Raw genomic sequence first — 18826 nt, forward strand, 5'->3', positions numbered from 1 at the left:
CTCATCACACCTCCGGGTCCAGCGGTTCGTAATCTTTGCGCAGCGGATGCCCGACCCAACCGTCCGGCATCATGATGCGCCGCAGATCGGGATGGCCGGGAAAATCTACGCCGAGCAAATCGTAAATCTCGCGCTCGTTCCAGTTGGCCGTCTCCCAGACCGGCGCGACGGAGGGCACCGACGGCGCTTCGCGGTCCGCTTTCACCTTCACCGCGATTTCCTGCCCGGACTGCAGGGATACCAAGTGGTACACCACTTCCAGATGCGTCTCGTAATCGACGCCGGATACGTTGCGGAGATAGTTCATTTGAAGCGCCTGGTGCGACTTCAGCAGCTCGGCCGCGGCAATCAGCCGCTCGCCGCGTATAATCAAGGTCGGCCGGTGGCCGTCCAGTTCGTTTATGTATGATTCCTCGATGGCATCCTCGGCTGCCTGCGTGCGGATCAGCTCCACCGCCAGATCAAGCTGCGGCTGCATCGGGGACGGCGGCTTCGGCTCGGCAGGGGCAGCGGCTTCGCCGTCCGCGGCCGCCTTCGCCGCGGCGCGGGCCGCGCGCGCTTCCGCGGCCGCCTTCAGCTTCGCTTCCTTCTCGGGATCGGCCGCGGACGCTTCGCCGCTTGACGGCGCCTGGGCGGCGTCCGCCGATGCGGGTGCACCGCCCTCGGCCGCCGCTTTCGCCGCGGCACGGGCTGCGCGCGCTTCCGCGGCAGCTTTCAGCTTCGCTTCGCGCTCGGGGTCGACCGCCGCGGGCGCTTCGCCGCTTGGCGGCGCCTGGGCGGCATTCGCCGGATGCGCGGAAACATCGTCGCTCTGCCCGGCCGCGGCGTCGGAAGGAGACGCCTTCTCACCAGAGGCGGCTGCGGCCGGGGCATCCGTCGATGACGCCGGCGTTCCTTGAGCGGCGGACTTGTCTTCCGCTGCAGACGCAGCGCTTAATTTGGTATCGTCAGCCGCCGCAGGGGCGGCGGTTAAAGCGGAATCGTCACCCGCCGCAGGAGCAGCGGGCGATGCGGATTCATCGGCCGAAGCCGGGCCGCGCGATTCTTCCGATGAAGCCGCGCTTGCAGGAGAAGCGGCTGCATCAGCCGGCTTCGCATCCTCTTCGGACGGCATACCCGGCTCGTGCGCCGGAACGACATCGCCGTCGGGCTGCGCGGCTGCCGTTGCCTCGTCCGCATCCGGTCCATGGGTCGCGGATGCTTCCGATTCCGGCAGGCTGCCTTTCTCCGGTTCCTTTTCCTTCCCGTCGCTCATCGGCTCGTCACCCGCTTCCCGGTCTTCGCTTCATAGCGAATCTTCTCCTGAAGCTTGTTGATGCCGTAAATAAGCGCGGCGGGATTCGGCGGACAACCCGGAATATACACGTCGACGGGCACGATTTGGTCGACGCCCTTCATGACGGAGTAGGATTTGACGTACGGCCCGCCCGCCGTGGCGCAGGAGCCCATCGCGATCACCCATTTGGGTTCCGGCATTTGGTCGTACAGCCGGCGAAGCAGCGGTCCCATCTTCTTCGTTACGGTCCCGGCGACGATCATGACGTCGGATTGGCGGGGCGACGTGCGGAACATGACGCCGAACCGGTCAAGGTCATAATGCGACGCGCCCGTGCCCATCATCTCGATGGCGCAGCAGGCCAGCCCGAACGTCAGCGGCCACAGCGAGTTGCTCCTCGCCCATGCCTTCAGCTGCTCCAGCGTGCCCATGAATACGTTGCGTTCCAGCTCCTGCCGCTCTTCCGGGGAAATCGACTCTAAATTGAATTCCATTTCAGCACCTTCTTCTTCCAGGCGTAGAGTAATCCGATCAGCAGAAGTCCCGTAAAGATCGCCATCTCGGCAAGCACAAAAAGGCCGAGCTGCTTATACGCAACGGCCCACGGATATAGGAAAACGGTTTCGACATCAAAGACGACAAACATAAGCGCGAACAAGTAGTAGCGCACGTTGAAGCGAACCTGCCCCTCCCCTACGGGCTCGTTCCCGCTCTCGTACGTGGTTTTCTTCTCGTCGTTCGGCTTGTTGGGCCGAAGCAGCCGGCCGACGGTCAGCGCGACCACGGGAAGCAGAATGCCGATAACAATGAAGATCGCTACAATAACGTAATTGTTGATGTACTTCTCCACAACTTTCGCCTCCATGGTTAGGGATCTACAGGGCGCAAATACGTGCAGCGAACTTGGACAAAATTCCCTCACAATTATAACAAAACCTGCCACTTGCGTCTATGACGGAGTTGGATGCGCTTCCTTGCTCCAATGCTCAGTTATGCCCATTCCCGCCCTTCTTGAAAACCGCCGCCGTTTGAAATCTATATGCTCGTTCGCCCCGAAAAAGTTATGACGATTTAGCCAACGATCTGCCAGACGCAAAAAAGCTCCCCCTTCGACGGTACGAAGGAAGAGCTTGCCGGCATGCAATACGCGGTTTATACGGCCGTCGGAGCGCCTTTGCGAACCTGTTGTTCGTCATCGGCGCTCGCGGGAGTCGCCGCAGGCTTTGCGATAAGGGCGGATGCCTGCGGCATGCTCGGATCGGCGTGCGCGTCGTCCTCCCTCGCTTTCGCCGCGGCGAGGCCGGCGACCTTCTTCTGCCTCGCGATCAGGACGAAGACGAACACGTAGTAGAGCCAGTAGCAGACGAATTCCTCGAGCGACGGATCTTCCGAGTAGCCGAGGAACGCTTTGAAGAACACGCCTGCCTGCCCATGGAAAACCGGATGATGCCCGGTGTCCCGGATATAATTCGCTTCGTCGATCGGATGCTCGGGCAGCAGCCAGGTCAAATCGTACATGGCCGCGACCTGCCCGCCCGGCGTCTTGTAGACGCTGCCGATGACGCGCAGATCCTGCATGACGCCGACCGCCTGGACCAAGAGGCCCGCGGCGATCATGATCAGGAACACGCTCGTCACCTTGAAGAACGTGCCGATCTGGATTTTCTTGCTGCCCTTGAAAACGACCACGCCGAGCGCCGCCGCCGCGAGCAGGCCCGCGAGCGCCCCCCAGCTTTGCAGCACTTTGGAGATGTCGCCGGAAGAGATGGCCGCGAAGAAGAATACCGTCTCCACGCCCTCGCGCAAGGTGACGAGGAACGAATGCACGATCATGTTGATCGCGCCGCCGGCGGTCAGTATGAGCGCCACCTTGCTCTGCAGCTTGCTTCGCATCTCGCGGTTCTGCTTGCTCATGAACAGGATCATATGCGTCAGCAGGCCCGCCGAAACGATCAAGATGCCGATCCGCAAATAATCCTTGCTGCCCATGGTCGCGTAGCCGTCGAGCACGTTCTGGAACAGCATCGCGACGCCGAGACTCGCGGCGACCGCGAGCGCGACGCCGAGCCAGACGTATTTGTTCCAGCGGGATTGCCCGATCCGGTTCAAATACGAAATGATGATGCCGACGATCAATATCGCTTCGAACGCCTCGCGAAACGTGATGAGAAACGCCTGCAGGTTCATGGTGAACGCTCACTCCTTACTTTATCCTTGTTCGTTTGCTTCGCCGCGGGAGGAGCGGCTACAGCAGGCCTTTGCGGCGCGCCCAGAAGACGGCTCCGCCGCCGATGACGACGATGCCCGCGATCACGCCGACGGTGATCGCGGGGTTCGTTTTATTTTCCCGCTCCATCGCCGCATGCTCCTTCGTGCCGTCGATGGTATCGGGCTCGGCGGCCTGGACGGCCGCATCCGGATCCTTCGCGCCTCCGGCCGCTTCGCCGGGCGCGTACGGAAAGAGCGGCTTCAACGCGCCGTACACTTGGTTCACGGCGGTTTGGAGCGCCTGCCCGTCGGCCTCCTTCTTGCCTACGCCGAACAAACCGGGGTTGCCGATCGCCTCCAGCGCGGCGTCGAAATCGGCGGACAAGCCGTCCAGCTCCGACTTGGACAGCTTCGCTTCCGCATAAGGCACGAGCGCCTCGTATGTCGCGCGGGCTTTCGCCAGCAACAGCTTCGCCTGCGTATAATCGGTTATGCTCTGAATCGCGTTATCGAACCGTCGGTCCAAATTCATGATCAGTATGGCTTTATAATTGGCTATCGTAACGTCCGCGTCGCGGGATCGGAAGTTCGCGTCCAAGGTCGCGGCGACTTCTTCGCCGAAGTGGGAAGCAATCTCCTCCCGCCTTTCCTTGTGGGCGGCTTCCGCGCCGGTCCAATCGGCCGGCGTCTTGCCCAGGTCGGAGACGACGAGCTTGAACGTTTCGGCCACATCCTCGGTATTGGCATCGCCGTAGGAATAAGCCCAGGCGCCCGCGGGCGCCAAAGCGAGGAAAAGCGCAATGAACAGCATTGCGGTCTTCACCATCATGCGCATGGCTGCAATTCACCTTTTTCTGGTCGTCTTTGCCATTCAAACAGGCGCACGGCAACGGTCCGCCCGCTAACAACGATAATCATTTTCATTTAGCGTGTCAACAGGTTTATTATACGCTCCCCGCCGGTCGAAAAGTGTGAACAACCGGTGTACATTCCCGCGATTGGGCGGCCGCTCAGTGCTCGCCGACCCATTCGTACAACGCGATATGTCCATAGACCGGATCGAATAACGGATCGCTGTCATAGGCCGCTATCGGCTTCACCTGGCCTGCCAACGACCCGACCTGCGCTTCGAACCCCTTCAGGACGTGGTCGGTCAGCAGGATCGTCGCTCCCGGGTCCGCCTGCACGTCCGCGATAAAATAATCGTATGTCTCGATTCGACGGTTCGACACCGGCACATGCAGGTAATCGAGGACGCGCGTCTCCTCGTAGGTGTAGACGACGAAGCGGTTGTCCGGGTGCGCCGCCGCCAGCTCGCGCAGCCCTTGCCCAAGTTGGTAGACGGCCGGCGGCTCGTCCGCCTGCCGCGCGACGAGCGCGCCGCCCCGCGCGGCTTGGAGCGCGACCACGCCGGCGGCGATGAGCGCGCCGGCGGTTCGCAGCGCGCGGCGGATGCGCTCGCCGCGCGGCGGGGCTTCGCCGGCGCCGGGGTCTGCCGGCGCGGGCGGCCGCTGCGGCGCAGCGGCGTCATCGCCGGGCGCGGCCGGCGATTGGGGCGCGGCGGGCCGCGCCGATGGCGCTGCCGCGCAGAGCAGCGCAAGCAGCAGCCACATCACGCCGATGAGTGGCGTGATGTGGCGCGGCTTGTCGATGTTCTGCGCCAGCAGCGCCCAGGCGCCGTAGGCGCCCGCGAGCGCGGCGAGCGCGCCCGGCAGGCCCGAGCGGCGAAGCCATGCCGCCGCCCGGGGCGCCAAGCGGGCGCCGGCGCTCGCGCTGTCGCGGGGCGGGCGCGGCCGCGCCCCCGCGGAAAGCACGGCGGCGAGCAATAGCGCCGCCGCCGCGGCGAACAGCGCGGTGGACCGGGCGAACATCCCGGTCCAGAGCACGTTGTCGCCCGCGAAGCGCAGCAGGCGCGCCGCGAAGGAAAGCTCGTCACCGGCGGAAGCCACGCCGCCGCCCCACTCGCTGAAGTGGCCTTCCGTGAAGGCGACGGCCAGCTGTAGGAATCCTCGCACGCCGCCTTCGCTAAGCGCCAATCCGGCCACCCATAGCAGCTGGCACCCGGCCGCGATCGCCGCGAAGATGACCAGTTTCGGCCATAGCCGCCTCCGCTCCCCCCGCCAGTCCGCCCAAGCCGCGGCCAACAGCCAACAGGCGCCGAGTCCGAAGGGAGCGAACGACAGGCGCACGCCCATCAACAGGCCGAATACGAACAACGCCGCCGTCATCCGCCCCCATGTCCTGCGCTCCATCGCCCGCCGCCAGCACCACAGGTACCACCACAGCACGGCGATGCCCGCCGCCTCCGACATCGGACGGACGGTCTGCAGCCAGAGATATGGCGACGTCAAGATCAGCAGCACGACGAGCAGCGACCATGCAGGCGTCAGACGCCGCCGCGCCAGCCGCCATATCGGATAGACGGACGCGGCGCCGAGAACGATATTCAACGATTCGTAGGCGCGGGCGGGATCGCCGACGAACCGACGCAATGCCATCGCCCCCATCACGAAATACGGATAGCCCGGGAAATGCGGCTGCATCGCGAGCAGATCGAACCGGTCCAAGGCCAATACGAAATCCGCCTCGTCCCAGCTCGCGACGAAAGGACTGCGCTGCGTCCAACTGTATGCCGCCCAGAGCAGCGCGACAAGCACGGCGATTATCGGAGCAGCCTTGTTCAGCCGCGACGCCCCTTTCCGTCTAAGGGATTCGCCGCTTCCCGATGGATGGCCGGGATTGCTCGGAGGCGCAGCGGGTATCCCGGTGTCGATCGCCTGATCCATCTTGTCATCCCCGCGCAGCGTCACCGCCCCCTCCCTCGTTTACTCATAGCACTCGCGTACGCTTAGCAATAACCACGCATAATTTCTCACGGTACAGCGCGATCCACGCTCAAACGGGTTTGTGTGCCAGCGTCCAATCTAGCGCCCTCGTCATCCGTACCGCTGTTCGCGTTCTACCTTTGCCGTCAGTCCCCGCCCCGCCGTCGGCGCGCCTGCAGGAGGCAGCGTCTCGCGAGCGGCGCTTCCGCGTCTGACCGCCGGTCGTCGCATCTCCCGCCAGATCGCCGGCAGCACGTGACCGAGGTAGTTGCGGAATTTGATAAAGGATTGGCCGTGCACCCGAACCCGGTACGTGATCGGCACTTCTTCCATCGCGAAGCCCTGGCGCACCAGATTGAGCGTCAGCACCTGCGCGTAATTGTAATCATGAATGATGTCCGCGTGCTCCATCGCCTCGCGCGAGAAGCCGCGCATGCCCGACTGCCCGTCCCAGATCATGCGCCGCAGCAGCACGGCTTGGAGTATCGTAAAGCAAATATTCCCTACGCGGCGGTGCAGCCTCATGCCGCGAATGGTCCCTTTAAACCGCGATCCCATCGTATATTCGGCCCTGCCTTCGCGAATCGGCGCGATGACGTTCGGAATTTCCTCGGGCGGGTACTCATTGTCGGCATCGATCATCAGCCCGATATCGGCGCCCAGCCGGAGGCAGCCCGCAAGCCCTTCGCGGACCGCGGCGCCCAAGCCGCGGTTCGCGGCAAACGATACGACGTGGTCGGCGCCCGCCCGCCGCGCTTCCGCAACCGTGCCGTCCGCGGAGCCGTCGTCGACGACCAGCACCTCGACGGTCCAATCGCGCCCCATTTCCCGGGGAATACGCGCAATGACAGGCCCGATATTGCCTTCCTCGTTATGAGCGGGCAGAAAAACGACCAGTTTTCTCTTCTTCATGCTGTTCCACTTCTTTCTGGCGGAGTCCTCGGAATCCCTGTTATTCAAAAGCGTCCGTCAGCACGGGACCGCGGCTATGGCTCGGGAGAGGCGCGCCCAGCAAATAACTGAGCGTAGGCGCGACCGAGACGAGCGATTGCTTCGCGTCGATTTTCACGCCTTGGCGCACCCGCGGCCCATGCAGGAAAAACGGAACGTACCGCTCGCCTTCGTCCAAATGCCCATGCCCGCCGATGCCGTCGGCTTGTCCGTGATCCGCGCATACGATGAACGTCGCATCGTCCGCGTCCCCGCGTTCCGTAAGCCAAGCGACGAATTCGGCGATCAGCGCATCCGCCTCTTCAATCTTTTGCCGATATTCGCCATACAATGCGCCCATGCTGTGTCCCGTCTGGTCCGTCGCGATGAACTGCACGACCAACAGGTCCGGGTCCTGCTCCGCCATGATGAGCTTCGCGCGTTCCATGATGTTGCGGTCCGCCTTATCGTTATGCATGACCGCCGTTACGCTCTCCACGTCGTCGCCCATGGAATCGATGAGATGCGCGATCCCGAGCAGCCTTCCGCGCTTGCCGACCTTCCTCAGGCTGTCGAAGATCGATTCCACCTTGATTCCGAGCTTCCATACCATATTCGACGTAATGCCATGCTCGCGCGGATAAGTGCCGGTGAACATGGAGGAGAAGCAGACGACCGTCCGCGCCGGGTATACCGTCTCCATCTGCGTGTACTCCGTGCCTGCCGCCCGCCATTTCTTCAGGAACGGCGCATCCGCTTCCTCGAAACGGTCCTTGCGCATCCCGTCGATGACGAGGACGAACACTTTCCCTTCCGGGCGGTCCGCAGGCGCCTCGATCGGCGTCGTATAGCCCGGCATCTCTTTCGGCTTCCAATCGAACAGGTTGCGGTGCATCACCCATGCGAACAGCGCCGTCCCGGCGAGAAACAGCAGATACGTTCCCCAGCCGAAATCGCCGCCCGCCGCCGAAGCGTCCGCCCATTTCGCTCCTGCCGTATCGACCACGAAGAGCAGCAGCAGGAACTTCGGCAACTGCTCCTGCGCATTGCCGCTCGTCGAATCGCTGTTCTTCAGCACGAGCTTCCAGAAGCGCTTGAAATTCCACCACGACGTGCCGATCCGCAAATGATAATAGAACGTCCCCCAGAAATAAATCGTGAAGAACAAAAACAATCCGATCGCAAGCGCGTATAAGCCCAGCTCGAGCGGCGCGTCCCGCCAGAGGATCAGCGCCGCAACGACGGGGAACCAGAGATAATTCCGCAGAAACAGCGGAAAATCGTAGTGAAAATACAAGGCGAACAGGGGCAGCCCCGCGAGCAGGCCCAAGCCGAATTGCGTCCAGAACGCGCCGTCTCCCCACGATCCCATATGGTAAAGCGCGTAGACCGACACCGTGAAGATCGGCGTAAACGGTTTCCCCTCGTTCAACAAGTTCCAGCAGCGCGCCGCCACGATCTCGAACCCGGACGCTTTCTTCATTCCCCATGCCCCTCTCTTCGGCGCAGCCTCAGCCAACCCCGCAACTCCGTCCATGTGACGGCCGTCAGGACGATCGATAACGTCCCCGTCACGTAAGCAAAAACGAATTTGTACCCATGCGACAACAGAGCCGCCGTATAGGCCGCGCTCCCGGCGATGCCCAGTACGCCGAGCGATGCCGTCAGCGTCGTCTCGTAGGTGCCGATCCCGCCCGGCGTAATATGAAAGACCTGCCCGGCAATCGTCATGCCGGTCGCCCAGACTGCCTGCAGCGGGTTAACGGATAGCCCAAGCGCTCGTGCAACGCCGTACACGACCGCGCCTTCGAGCAGCCAGCAGGCAAAAGTGAGCAGCGCCGCCATTGCGCCTCTCCCGGAAGCCAACGTCGTCCGCAGATGTTCGTAATGCCGCAGCGCCAAGCCGGACAGTGCTTCCATGCGTCCGCGCCTGCGCCCTCCCCCTCTCCGCAGCCGCTCCAGTCCGAACCACGCCGCGCCAGCAGCCAACACGCCCATTCCAAGCACGACCCCATACCGGGGAGATGTCTCCAAGCCGAGCATGAGCGCGCCGGCGGATCCGATCAGCAGCAGCGAAGCCATATCGAGCACGCGCATGGCGGCTACGGAATGCAGCGCATCGTCCCAGCGTACCGACGTGCTCCGAACGTACAACCCGGTACGCGCCAAGTCTCCTGCTTTTACGGGCAGGACATGATTGATCAGCAAGCTCACGAACAACGGATGCATATAGTGCCGCAGCGGGTCCAGCTTCTCTCGACCGGCATAGAGCCGCCAAGACAACGCCTTCAACCAGAAGGATAAGCCATAGCCCGCCGTCATCAGGAGAAGCATGTACGGGGCGTGCAGCAATCGGATCGCCGCATCGCCCAGCGCCTTCCCCTGGAACCAGCGCATCGTAAACCAGACAAACAAGGCAGCCAAGGTAAGCCCGCCCAAGGAAATACCTATTTTCCGCAAAATCATGCCTTCCTGTCGTGTCCGCCGTCCTTCTCAACAAGTGAGAACCGTTATCACCAAGTATAGTGAACGGTACCTGCTCCGTCAAACCATTTCCGCAGATTTGAAAATCGCCGAAGGCTTTGCGGCCCGCGCAATCCGCCATGCTGCCTGGCCGAGATACGCTTCATTCTACCGCTCTCATTCGTTTTCCTTCACTTTGTGCGCATGCAAAAAAAAAGCCGATTCCCCGCAGATGGGAACATCTGCAAAAGAATCGGCTTCCTGCTACGAATCCATTAGCCTTGTTTGACGGCGATCCGGTTCATCGCGCGCTGCAGCGCAAGCTCGGCACGCAATTGATCGTAATCGTCCTTTTTGCCGCCCAGGCGCTGTTCGGCGCGCTGTTTGGCCGCTTCCGCACGAGCGAGATCGATATCGCCCGGCAATTCCGCGCTTTCGGCCAGAATGACGACTTTATCCTTGCGGATCTCGAGAAAACCGCCGCCAACGGCGATTTTTTCTTCGGCGTTATTCTTTTTGATCGTAATGGGCGCGATCTTCAAAGGCGTGACCATCGGGATATGATTCGGCATGATGCCCATCTCGCCCTCGGAGCCTTTGACGATCACCATATTGACATCCTCAGCGTAAACCTTACGCTCAGGCGTTACGATTTCCAGTAAAAAGGAGCTCATGATCTTACCCTCCCATGCGCCCTACGACGTAAGACGCAACTTCGTTAGCTTAGGCGTATGTCCGACAAAAGTCGTTTTGGCGCTTGCCCATCGAATGATGGAGCAGCCTTCGGCGGCGATAATCGGACGAACTTCCTGGCGAATTAAACCTCTTGTGCCAGTTTTTGCGCCTTCGCAACTGCATCTTCGATCGTTCCGACGTTGTGGAATGCCGGTTCCGGAAGGTCGTCGTGCTTGCCTTCGAGAATTTCCTTGAAGCTGCGTACCGTTTCTTTAACCGGCACGTACAGGCCTGGCATGCCATTGAACGCTTCGGCAACGTGAAGCGGCTGCGACAGGAACAATTGGATACGGCGAGCGCGGATAACGATGAGTTTGTCTTCTTCGGACAACTCGTCCATGCCGAGGATCGCGATGATATCCAACAGCTCTTTGTAGCGTTGCAGCAATTTCTTAACGCTTTGAGCGACTTGGTAGTGCTCTTCGCCAAGGATCTCAGGCGTCAGGATACGGGAAGACGAGGCGAGCGGGTCAACGGCCGGGAAGATACCCATTGCCGCGATGTTACGCTCAAGGTTAGTCGTTGCGTCCAAGTGGGCAAACGCCGTTGCAGGAGCCGGATCCGTATAGTCATCGGCAGGAACGTAGATCGCTTGAATGGAAGTAACGGAACCTTTTTTCGTCGACGTGATACGCTCTTGCAGTTGACCCATTTCAGTTGCCAGCGTCGGCTGGTAACCTACCGCGGACGGCATGCGGCCGAGCAATGCGGATACTTCGGAACCGGCTTGCGTGAAGCGGAAGATGTTATCGACGAACAGCAGAACGTCTCTTCCCTCTACGTCACGGAAATACTCAGCCATTGTCAAGCCCGTCAATGCTACGCGAAGACGCGCGCCCGGAGGCTCGTTCATTTGACCGAATACCATCGCGGTTTTCGCGATAACGCCGGAATCGCTCATCTCGTGGTAAAGGTCGTTACCTTCACGCGTACGCTCGCCGACGCCGGCGAATACGGAGATACCGCCGTGCTCTTGCGCGATGTTGTGGATCAGCTCTTGCATCGTTACGGTTTTACCTACGCCCGCGCCGCCGAAGAGTCCGATTTTACCGCCCTTGGAGTAAGGAGCCATCAGGTCGATAACCTTGATGCCCGTTTCCAGGATTTCTTGGGAAGTCGACAGTTCCTCGAACGGAGGAGCTTGACGGTGGATCGGGTTCGCGATCGAACGGTCTACGTCGCCGTTGTTGTCGATCGGATCGCCGAGCACGTTGAATACGCGACCCAGCGTTGCCGGACCTACGGGAACCGTGATCGGATTGCCCGTATCTACGGCTTCCGTGCCTCTGACAAGACCGTCGGTGGACGACATCGCAACGCAGCGGACCAAGTTGTCGCCGAGATGCGTCGCGACTTCAACCGTCAGGTTGATGTTGACTTCGCCCGGGTTTTGCGCTTGTTTCTCAATTTTGATTGCATTAAGAATCTCAGGCAGATGGCCGTTCTCGAACGCGATGTCGACAACCGGACCAGTGACCTGGACTACATGCCCCTTGCTCATTCTTGTACCTCCTGTAAGCTTTCCGGAGGAAAGCTGGCTCCGGAAGCGTAATCTTTAGCTTTCCGGAGAAATGCTCGCAACCGGAAGCGTATATTGGGTTTTCCGGAGAAAATCTCTTCCCGGAAGCACTGCTTTATCGCTGTTCCGAAGGACGCCCTCCGGGATGATCGTATGCATTTATTGCTGCGCGTTCGCGCCGCCGACGATTTCCGCGATTTCCTGCGTGATCGCCGCTTGGCGGGCACGGTTGTACGTCAACGTCAAGCCCGCGATCATTTTCGTCGCGTTCTTCGTCGCATTGCCCATTGCGGTCATACGTGCGCCGAACTCGCTTGCTTTGCCTTCCAATACCGCGCTGTAAATCACCGTTTCCGCGTATTTGGGCAGCAGCACGTCGAGTACCTTCTCAGGCGACGGCTCGTATTCGTAGCTTGCCTTCGCGCCCGTAAATTGCGACTGATCCAGCGGAAGCAGCTGCTTAATGACCGGCACTTGGGTGATCGCGTTGTAGAATTGGTTGTACACGAGGTTCAACTCGTCGTATTTGCCGCTTTCGAAACCTTTGACGGCAGATGCCGCCAACGATTTGATGTCGGCGAATTTCGGCGAATCGGAAAGTCCCGTCACTTCATCCGCAGGGGTAATGCCCCGGCGCTTGAAATAATCGCGGCCTTTGCGCCCGATGACGAACACGTCGTATTCCGCGGGAGATTTATGCTTCTCCTGAATCGTCAACCATACTTTACGAAGCACGTTCGCATTGTATCCGCCCGCCAAACCGCGGTCCGACGTGACGACCAGATAGGCCGTACGCTTGATTTCGCGGCTTTGCAGCATCGGATGCTTGATTGCGCCTCCGCCCGATGCGATGCTCGCCACGACTTCGCGGATCTTGTCGGTATACGGACGGGATGCCACGGCCGCCTCCTGAGCTCGCTTCAGCTTAGCGGACGCGACCATCTCCATTGCCTTCGTGATCTGCTTCGTATTCTGGGTGCTCTTGATCGAGCGTTTGATTTCGCGCATGCCTTTAGCCATTCGTTGTCACCACCTTATTGCCGGCTTACCCGGACGAAGCTTCCCTTCGCCCTCGGCCGGTTCTATTCCGCGCTAGTATTCGAACCGCACGCGCGCGTGCGGCCCGAAGGTAAAGATATGGTTTATACCGACGTCGCAAAGCTGTTTTTGAACGATTTGATCGCTTCAACCAGCGCTTTCTCGTTGTCGGAAGTCAGATCTTTCGTATCGCGGATGGAAGCGTAAATCTCAGGCTTGTTGGCATCCACGAAAGCAAGGAGTCCAGCTTCGAAACGGCGTACATCCTGTACCGGGATGTCGTCCGTATGTCCGCGCGTAACCGTGTACAGCGATACGACCTGGCGCTCTACCGGCAGCGGCTGGTTAACGCCTTGCTTCAAGATTTCCAGAGTGCGCTCGCCGCGGTTCAGACGGGATTGCGTTACTTTATCGAGATCGGATCCGAATGCCGCAAATGCCGCCAATTCGCGGTATTGGGCAAGGTCGGTTTTGAGCGTGCCCGCTACTTTTTTCATGGCTTTGATTTGAGCCGAGGAGCCTACCCGGGATACGGAGTTACCAACGTTGACCGCTGGACGCTGACCGGAGTAGAACAGATCGGATTCGAGGAAGATTTGACCGTCCGTGATGGAGATAACGTTCGTCGGGATGTAAGCCGAGATATCGCCGGCTTGCGTCTCGATGAAAGGCAGGGCAGTCAGGGAACCGCCGCCGAGCTCGTCGTTCAGCTTCGCCGCGCGCTCCAGCAAACGGGAGTGCAGGTAGAATACGTCGCCCGGATAAGCTTCCCGACCCGGAGGACGGCGGAGCAGCAAGGAAAGCTCGCGGTATGCTGCCGCTTGTTTGGAAAGGTCATCATAGATAACAAGTACGTGTTTGCCGTTGTACATGAAGTACTCGCCCATCGAGCAGCCCGTGTAAGGCGCGATGTAGAGGAGCGGGGACGGCTCGGAAGCGCTCGCCGTTACGACGATCGTGTACTCCAAAGCGCCTTGTTGGCGAAGGGATTCGACGACGGTACGAACCGTGGATTGCTTTTGTCCGATGGCAACGTAGATACAAACCACGCCGTTGCCTTTTTGGTTGACGATCGTATCGATCGCGATTTGCGTTTTACCGGTTTGACGGTCGCCGATGATGAGCTCCCGTTGGCCGCGGCCGATCGGAATCATCGCGTCGATCGCCTTGATGCCGGTTTGCATCGGCTCGAATACCGATTTACGGGCCATGACGCCCGGTGCCGGAGATTCGATCGGACGCGTAGCCGTCGTTGCGATCGGTCCGTTGCCGTCGACCGGTTGACCCAGTGCGTTCACGACGCGGCCCAGAAGCGCTTCGCCTACCGGAACTTCCATGATGCGGCCCGTGCGTTTTACTTGGTCGCCTTCGCGGATGCCGGTGTACGGCCCCATGATGACGACGCCGACGTTGCTCTCTTCAAGGTTAAGGGCCATGCCCATAACGCCGTTCGCGAATTCGAGCAGTTCGCCCGCCATTGCGTTTTCAAGGCCGTGCACGCGCGCGATACCGTCACCGACTTGGATGACCGTACCGACGTCAACGACTTGAATTTCGGATTTAAATTGTTCGATCTGTTGTTTAATCAGCGTGCTGATTTCATCAGGTCTGATACTCAATTCCGTTCACCCCTATCTACAGTGCTTGAGTTTTCAACGCTTGTTCAAGTCGAGCAAGCTTGCCGGAGAGGCTGCCGTCGTAGAGACGGTCGCCGATGCGCACTTGTACGCCGCCGAGCAGAGCAGGTTCAACGATTTGTTTCGCGATGATGCGTTTGCCGACCATTTCGCCGAATTGCGCCGCTACTTTGGACAATTCTTCGGCGCTGAGCGATTTGGCCGTATATATCGTAGCGTGTGCCTGACCAAGCGCCTCGCCCGCTACTTTCGTATAAGCTTCGTACACGTCGCCGAGCGCGTTTTGACGCCCGCGAACGATGAGAAGCTCTACCGTGTTCAATACCATAACCGATACTTTGTCGGACAAGGCGCCCTTGATGATGGCGATTTTTTGGCTGACTTCGACGTTCGGCAGCGCCATGAATTTGCGGATTTGCGCATCTCCGGCCAAGGCGTCCACGACGATCTTCAGCTGTTTCTCGACATCGGCAACCGCGTTGTTGCTTTGAGCCAGCTCGAACAGCGCTTTAGCGTAGCGTTTAGCTACGACGCTCTCGCGGCTCATTTGCTTCCAACCTCGTTCAAGTATTGGTTAACGAGTTGTTCTTGGGACTTGTCATCGATTTGCTTCTCGATGATCTTGGACGCGATCATGACGGACATGCCGCTGACTTGGCCGCGCAGGGCCGCGATCGCTTTGTTTTTCTCGGTTTCGATATCCTTGACGGCGTCGTCCTTCAGGCGGCTGGCCTCGGATTTGGCTGTCTGGAGGATTTCGTCCGCTTGCTTGGAGCTCGTTTGTTTCGCTTGCTCGATAATTTCATATGCGTCTTTGCGCGCTTGTTGCAGCGTTTGTTTTTGCTCTTCGAACTGCTGTTCCGCCTGCTTGCGGCTGTTCTCCGCGTTATCGAGCTGTTCTTTCACGAACTGCTTGCGCTGTTCCATGATGGAAAGCAGAGGACCGAACGCATAACGGCTAAGCAGCCAGTAAAGAATTCCGAAAGCAATCAGTTGGATGAAAAAATTGGACCATACGATATCCAACGTACGTCACTCCTTTCCGTAAATTAGCCAGCTGTTCTATGGCAGCTAGCAAAAGGAAGGCGCGGAGGCATTGGCACTCCCCGCCATTTGCAAGTTTAGTATTAAGCTTCGCCGTAGAAAATGAACGCAAGAACGAGGGAGATGATCGGCAATGCTTCGACGAGCGCGACCCCGATGAACATGGTCGTTTGCAGCGTACCGCGAAGTTCCGGCTGGCGGGAGATACCCTCAACCGTGCGACCTACGATCAAACCGTTACCGATACCCGCGCCAAGTGCTCCAAGACCAAATACAATTGCTGCTGCAATTAAAGCTGTTGCTCCCATTAATAAAATCCTCCTTAAATGTTTGGAAATAGTAGTTTTATGTTGTCCCGCGTTGAACGGGGTTGTTGCTGCGTTAATGATCCTCGTGCACGATCGCCTGCGACATGTACACCATCGTCAGCATGACGAACACGAACGATTGGATCGCGCCGATAAACATGCTGAAGCCTTGCCATACGATGAGTGCAGGAATACCGACCCAACTCAACTGCATGATAACGGAGATCATGACCTCGCCGGCGAAAATGTTCCCGTATAGACGAAGCGACAGGGAAAGCGGCTTGGAAATTTCTTTGATGACGTTCAGCGGGAAGAATGGGATGTAAGGCTCGAAGTAGTGTTTCAGGTAATGTTTGCGGTTGCGTCTCAAGCCCTCGACATGCGTGAGGACGATTACGATCGCCATCAAAGCCCCTGCAACGGCTACGTCCGCGGTCGGCGATTTCCACCACGAAATATGCGCCTCTTCCTCTCCGTCCGGCAACACGAGATCCATGCCCAGGAAGGTCGACCCGTGATGCGCTTCCGTGACGATACCGAGCGGCAGGCCCAGCATGTTCGCTACGAAAATGTACATGATCAACGAGATTCCAAGAATCAGGTACGGACGGCCTTTCTTCACATCCATGGAAGTTCCGATCAGGTTAATGACGAACTCGATCACCCATTCCAGGAAGTTCTGCATTTTCGTCGGGTTGGTCACGGATGCCCCGCGTACCGCCACCTTCGCAAGCACGAACACGATAATGCTGGTGACCAAGATGGTGAGGATCGCAGCCAAATCCCAACGGATTCCGAGCCAATGCACTTCAGGAAAAATATGTTCCATTAGTTGTTTTCACCCCTTTCATCGGAAGAATGCCTAGCGGCCGATCTGCCCTTGGATCGAAATCCCAGTATGAGTGTTGCCAATTGAGCAACAAATAATCCCGCGACCGTTCCGTAGACACTAAAAGAAAAGTACCGTGTGGCGACGACCACCGCAAGCAAGCCGATGCACGCGCGCGTGAGAAAACCGAGGTTATTCCTCTTGGCGCCTTTCGCGGCCGCGTTCGCGCCGATCCGCTGTACTTTCCATGAAAGATGGAAGGCGTTTACAAGACTGGCCGCAGCGCCGAGAACAAGTCCGCCGAAGAGCGGCTTTTGCTCCGGATAAAGGGCCCACCCGATAAAGCATAGAGACAAAAAAAAGAAGGTGATACGCATTACCGTTCGAAGGTGGCCGGACAAGTCATCCATTACTTCGCTTTGCCCCCTATAAACGTTCGGATCAAGAGTATGGTCATGATGACGGCTACGACAAAACCCGCAGCCATGCCGGCAATGGCGCCATACCCGTCGTTCATTTTGGAGCCGATCCAGTAACCCAGTCCCAGACATGCGGCAATGGTGCCGCCGACGGAACCGATCAGCCCCATGGCTCGCCACGGATTATCGCCGAAATTGCCGTTTCCTGCATCGCGATTCTTGTCGTTATGGGATGAATTCACCATGAATCACTCCAAAACTCTTATTTATTTTAGCCAAGCGGGTTCCCGTTTGTCAATTGATATAAATTCAAACATTTAGTGAACGGCAAGCCGAAAACCCTTGATTTACCTAGGGTTTCCGGTTTCGCAAACCGTACAGTAGCACTGTATGCTGTAGCGTTGGCGGGCATGCATGCCTACTATCGCAATCTATGAACGTTGTGTGAACGGAGCCGGACGTTCGCCGACCCTTCCAAAATGATGCAAAATCGCCTGCACGATCCTGACGGAGGCTTGTCCGTCGCCGTACGGATTGGCCGCTCGGCTCATCCGTCCATAGAGCTGCGCGTCCGACAATAACGCGCGCGCGCGTTCGTAAACCGCGGCCTCGTCGGTGCCGACAAGCTCCAGCGTGCCCGCTTCTATGCCTTCCGGACGCTCCGTCGTATCGCGGAGCACGAGCGTCGGCACGCCGAAGGACGGCGCCTCTTCCTGCAAACCGCCGGAATCCGTCATGATCATGTGCGCGTGCGGGTAAAAGTTGTGGAATTCGAACACGTCGAGCGGCTCGATCAGCTTCACGCGCGGGTGATTGCCGAGGATCTCGTTCGCCGGCTCGCGGACGGCCGGGTTCGGATGCACCGCGTACACGATGGCCGCGTCTTCGAATTCGTCCGCGATCCGCTTCACCGCGCGGAAGATATTCCGGTGCGGTTCGCCCAGCGCTTCGCGGCGGTGCGCCGTCATCAGGATCATCCGTTTGCCCGCCGCCCAATCGATGACCGGATGGGCGAAGGACTTGTCCACCGTGTATTGGAACACGTCGGCCGCCGTATTGCCCGTTACGTAGATCGCGGACTCCGGCTTGTTCTCTTTGCGCAGATTGTTCGCCGACCATTCGGTCGGCGCGAAGTGCACGTCCGCAAGAACCCCGACCAGCTGGCGGTTCATCTCTTCCGGATACGGAGACAGCTTGTTCCATGTCCGCAGCCCCGCTTCCACGTGGCCGACGGGAATCTGCTGCAGGAACGCCGCGTAGCTGGCCAGGAAGCAGGTCAGCGTGTCGCCGTGGACGAGCACGATGTCCGGCTTCGATTCGCGAAGCACCGGCTCCAATCCTTCCAGCACGCGCACGGTCGTTTCCGTCAGCGTCTGACGGTCTTTCATGACGTTCAGGTCGTAGTCGGGCACGATTTTGAAGAAATCGAGCACTTGGTCGAGCATTTGGCGGTGCTGCGCCGTCACGCAGACGACCGATTCGATCTCTTCGGGGTGCTTCTGCAGCTCCAGCACGAGCGGAGCCATCTTCACCGCTTCCGGGCGCGTGCCGAAAACGGTCATTACTTTCAACTTGGACAATGGAGTCACTCCTAA

20 protein-coding genes are annotated in these 18826 nt (G+C 59.3%); all 20 read right to left on the minus strand.

Annotated features, from left to right (window positions below; all coding sequences use genetic code 11):
* Positions 1 to 4: 4 nt before the first annotated feature.
* Positions 5 to 1255 (minus strand): NADH-quinone oxidoreductase subunit C, encoded by a 1251-nt coding sequence (locus GT019_RS23040; protein WP_235949049.1) that lies wholly within the window; start codon positions 1253 to 1255, stop codon positions 5 to 7.
* Positions 1252 to 1770, minus strand: a complete 519-nt coding sequence (locus GT019_RS23045; protein ID WP_161745779.1) for a NuoB/complex I 20 kDa subunit family protein — start codon at positions 1768 to 1770, stop codon at positions 1252 to 1254. Before GT019_RS23045 ends, GT019_RS23040 begins: the two co-directional genes overlap by 4 nt.
* Positions 1755 to 2141, minus strand: coding sequence for an NADH-quinone oxidoreductase subunit A (locus GT019_RS23050; RefSeq protein ID WP_161745780.1), 387 nt, complete (start codon positions 2139 to 2141; stop codon positions 1755 to 1757). Before GT019_RS23050 ends, GT019_RS23045 begins: the two co-directional genes overlap by 16 nt.
* Positions 2142 to 2428: 287 nt before the next feature.
* The gene (locus GT019_RS23055) at positions 2429 to 3463 is read right to left on the minus strand and encodes an FTR1 family iron permease (protein WP_161745781.1); all 1035 of its coding nucleotides are present in this window, start codon (positions 3461 to 3463) and stop codon (positions 2429 to 2431) included.
* A gap of 58 nt (positions 3464 to 3521) precedes the next feature.
* Positions 3522 to 4319: a hypothetical protein gene (locus GT019_RS23060; protein WP_161745782.1), complete on the minus strand. Its 798-nt coding sequence runs from the start codon at positions 4317 to 4319 to the stop codon at positions 3522 to 3524.
* A 175-nt stretch (positions 4320 to 4494) separates the two neighbouring features.
* Positions 4495 to 6294, minus strand: coding sequence for an ArnT family glycosyltransferase (locus GT019_RS23065; protein WP_161745783.1), 1800 nt, complete (start codon positions 6292 to 6294; stop codon positions 4495 to 4497).
* 126 nt (positions 6295 to 6420) lie between these two features.
* Positions 6421 to 7221 carry a glycosyltransferase family 2 protein gene (locus GT019_RS23070; RefSeq protein ID WP_161745784.1) on the minus strand — a complete coding sequence of 267 codons (801 nt, stop codon included), beginning with the start codon at positions 7219 to 7221 and terminating at the stop codon, positions 6421 to 6423.
* A gap of 40 nt (positions 7222 to 7261) precedes the next feature.
* A complete protein-coding gene (locus GT019_RS23075; protein ID WP_161745785.1) occupies positions 7262 to 8722 on the minus strand; it encodes an alkaline phosphatase family protein in 1461 nt (486 codons plus the stop codon).
* Positions 8719 to 9663, minus strand: coding sequence for a lysylphosphatidylglycerol synthase transmembrane domain-containing protein (locus GT019_RS23080; RefSeq protein ID WP_161745786.1), 945 nt, complete (start codon positions 9661 to 9663; stop codon positions 8719 to 8721). The genes GT019_RS23075 and GT019_RS23080 overlap by 4 nt, the downstream gene beginning before the upstream one ends.
* Positions 9664 to 9977: 314 nt before the next feature.
* Complete coding sequence (locus GT019_RS23085) at positions 9978 to 10376, minus strand: F0F1 ATP synthase subunit epsilon (RefSeq protein WP_161745787.1); 399 nt, start codon at positions 10374 to 10376, stop codon at positions 9978 to 9980.
* A gap of 143 nt (positions 10377 to 10519) precedes the next feature.
* Complete coding sequence (gene atpD / locus GT019_RS23090) at positions 10520 to 11938, minus strand: F0F1 ATP synthase subunit beta (protein WP_161745788.1); 1419 nt, start codon at positions 11936 to 11938, stop codon at positions 10520 to 10522.
* Between the two features lie 177 nt (positions 11939 to 12115).
* Positions 12116 to 12976, minus strand: coding sequence for an ATP synthase F1 subunit gamma (atpG, locus tag GT019_RS23095; RefSeq protein WP_161745789.1), 861 nt, complete (start codon positions 12974 to 12976; stop codon positions 12116 to 12118).
* Positions 12977 to 13098: 122 nt separating this feature from the next.
* Positions 13099 to 14613 (minus strand): F0F1 ATP synthase subunit alpha, encoded by a 1515-nt coding sequence (atpA, locus tag GT019_RS23100; RefSeq protein ID WP_161745790.1) that lies wholly within the window; start codon positions 14611 to 14613, stop codon positions 13099 to 13101.
* A gap of 16 nt (positions 14614 to 14629) precedes the next feature.
* A complete protein-coding gene (locus GT019_RS23105; protein WP_161745791.1) occupies positions 14630 to 15178 on the minus strand; it encodes a F0F1 ATP synthase subunit delta in 549 nt (182 codons plus the stop codon).
* Positions 15175 to 15657, minus strand: a complete 483-nt coding sequence (gene atpF / locus GT019_RS23110; RefSeq protein WP_161745792.1) for a F0F1 ATP synthase subunit B — start codon at positions 15655 to 15657, stop codon at positions 15175 to 15177. The genes GT019_RS23105 and atpF overlap by 4 nt, the downstream gene beginning before the upstream one ends.
* Positions 15658 to 15758: 101 nt before the next feature.
* Positions 15759 to 15983 carry a F0F1 ATP synthase subunit C gene (gene atpE / locus GT019_RS23115; RefSeq protein ID WP_110041963.1) on the minus strand — a complete coding sequence of 75 codons (225 nt, stop codon included), beginning with the start codon at positions 15981 to 15983 and terminating at the stop codon, positions 15759 to 15761.
* A 73-nt stretch (positions 15984 to 16056) separates the two neighbouring features.
* Entirely contained in the window at positions 16057 to 16812 is a 756-nt protein-coding gene (atpB, locus tag GT019_RS23120) for a F0F1 ATP synthase subunit A (protein WP_161745793.1), read from the minus strand.
* Positions 16812 to 17222 (minus strand): ATP synthase subunit I, encoded by a 411-nt coding sequence (locus tag GT019_RS23125; RefSeq protein WP_161745794.1) that lies wholly within the window; start codon positions 17220 to 17222, stop codon positions 16812 to 16814. Before GT019_RS23125 ends, atpB begins: the two co-directional genes overlap by 1 nt.
* Entirely contained in the window at positions 17222 to 17476 is a 255-nt protein-coding gene (locus tag GT019_RS23130; RefSeq protein ID WP_161745795.1) for a hypothetical protein, read from the minus strand. The genes GT019_RS23125 and GT019_RS23130 overlap by 1 nt, the downstream gene beginning before the upstream one ends.
* 186 nt (positions 17477 to 17662) lie before the next feature.
* Complete coding sequence (gene wecB, locus GT019_RS23135) at positions 17663 to 18811, minus strand: non-hydrolyzing UDP-N-acetylglucosamine 2-epimerase (RefSeq protein WP_161745796.1); 1149 nt, start codon at positions 18809 to 18811, stop codon at positions 17663 to 17665.
* Positions 18812 to 18826: the final 15 nt, after the last annotated feature.

Origin of the sequence: Paenibacillus glycinis (assembly GCF_009909185.1) — a bacterium.
Taxonomy (GTDB): Bacteria; Bacillota; Bacilli; order Paenibacillales; family Paenibacillaceae; genus Paenibacillus_Z; species Paenibacillus_Z glycinis.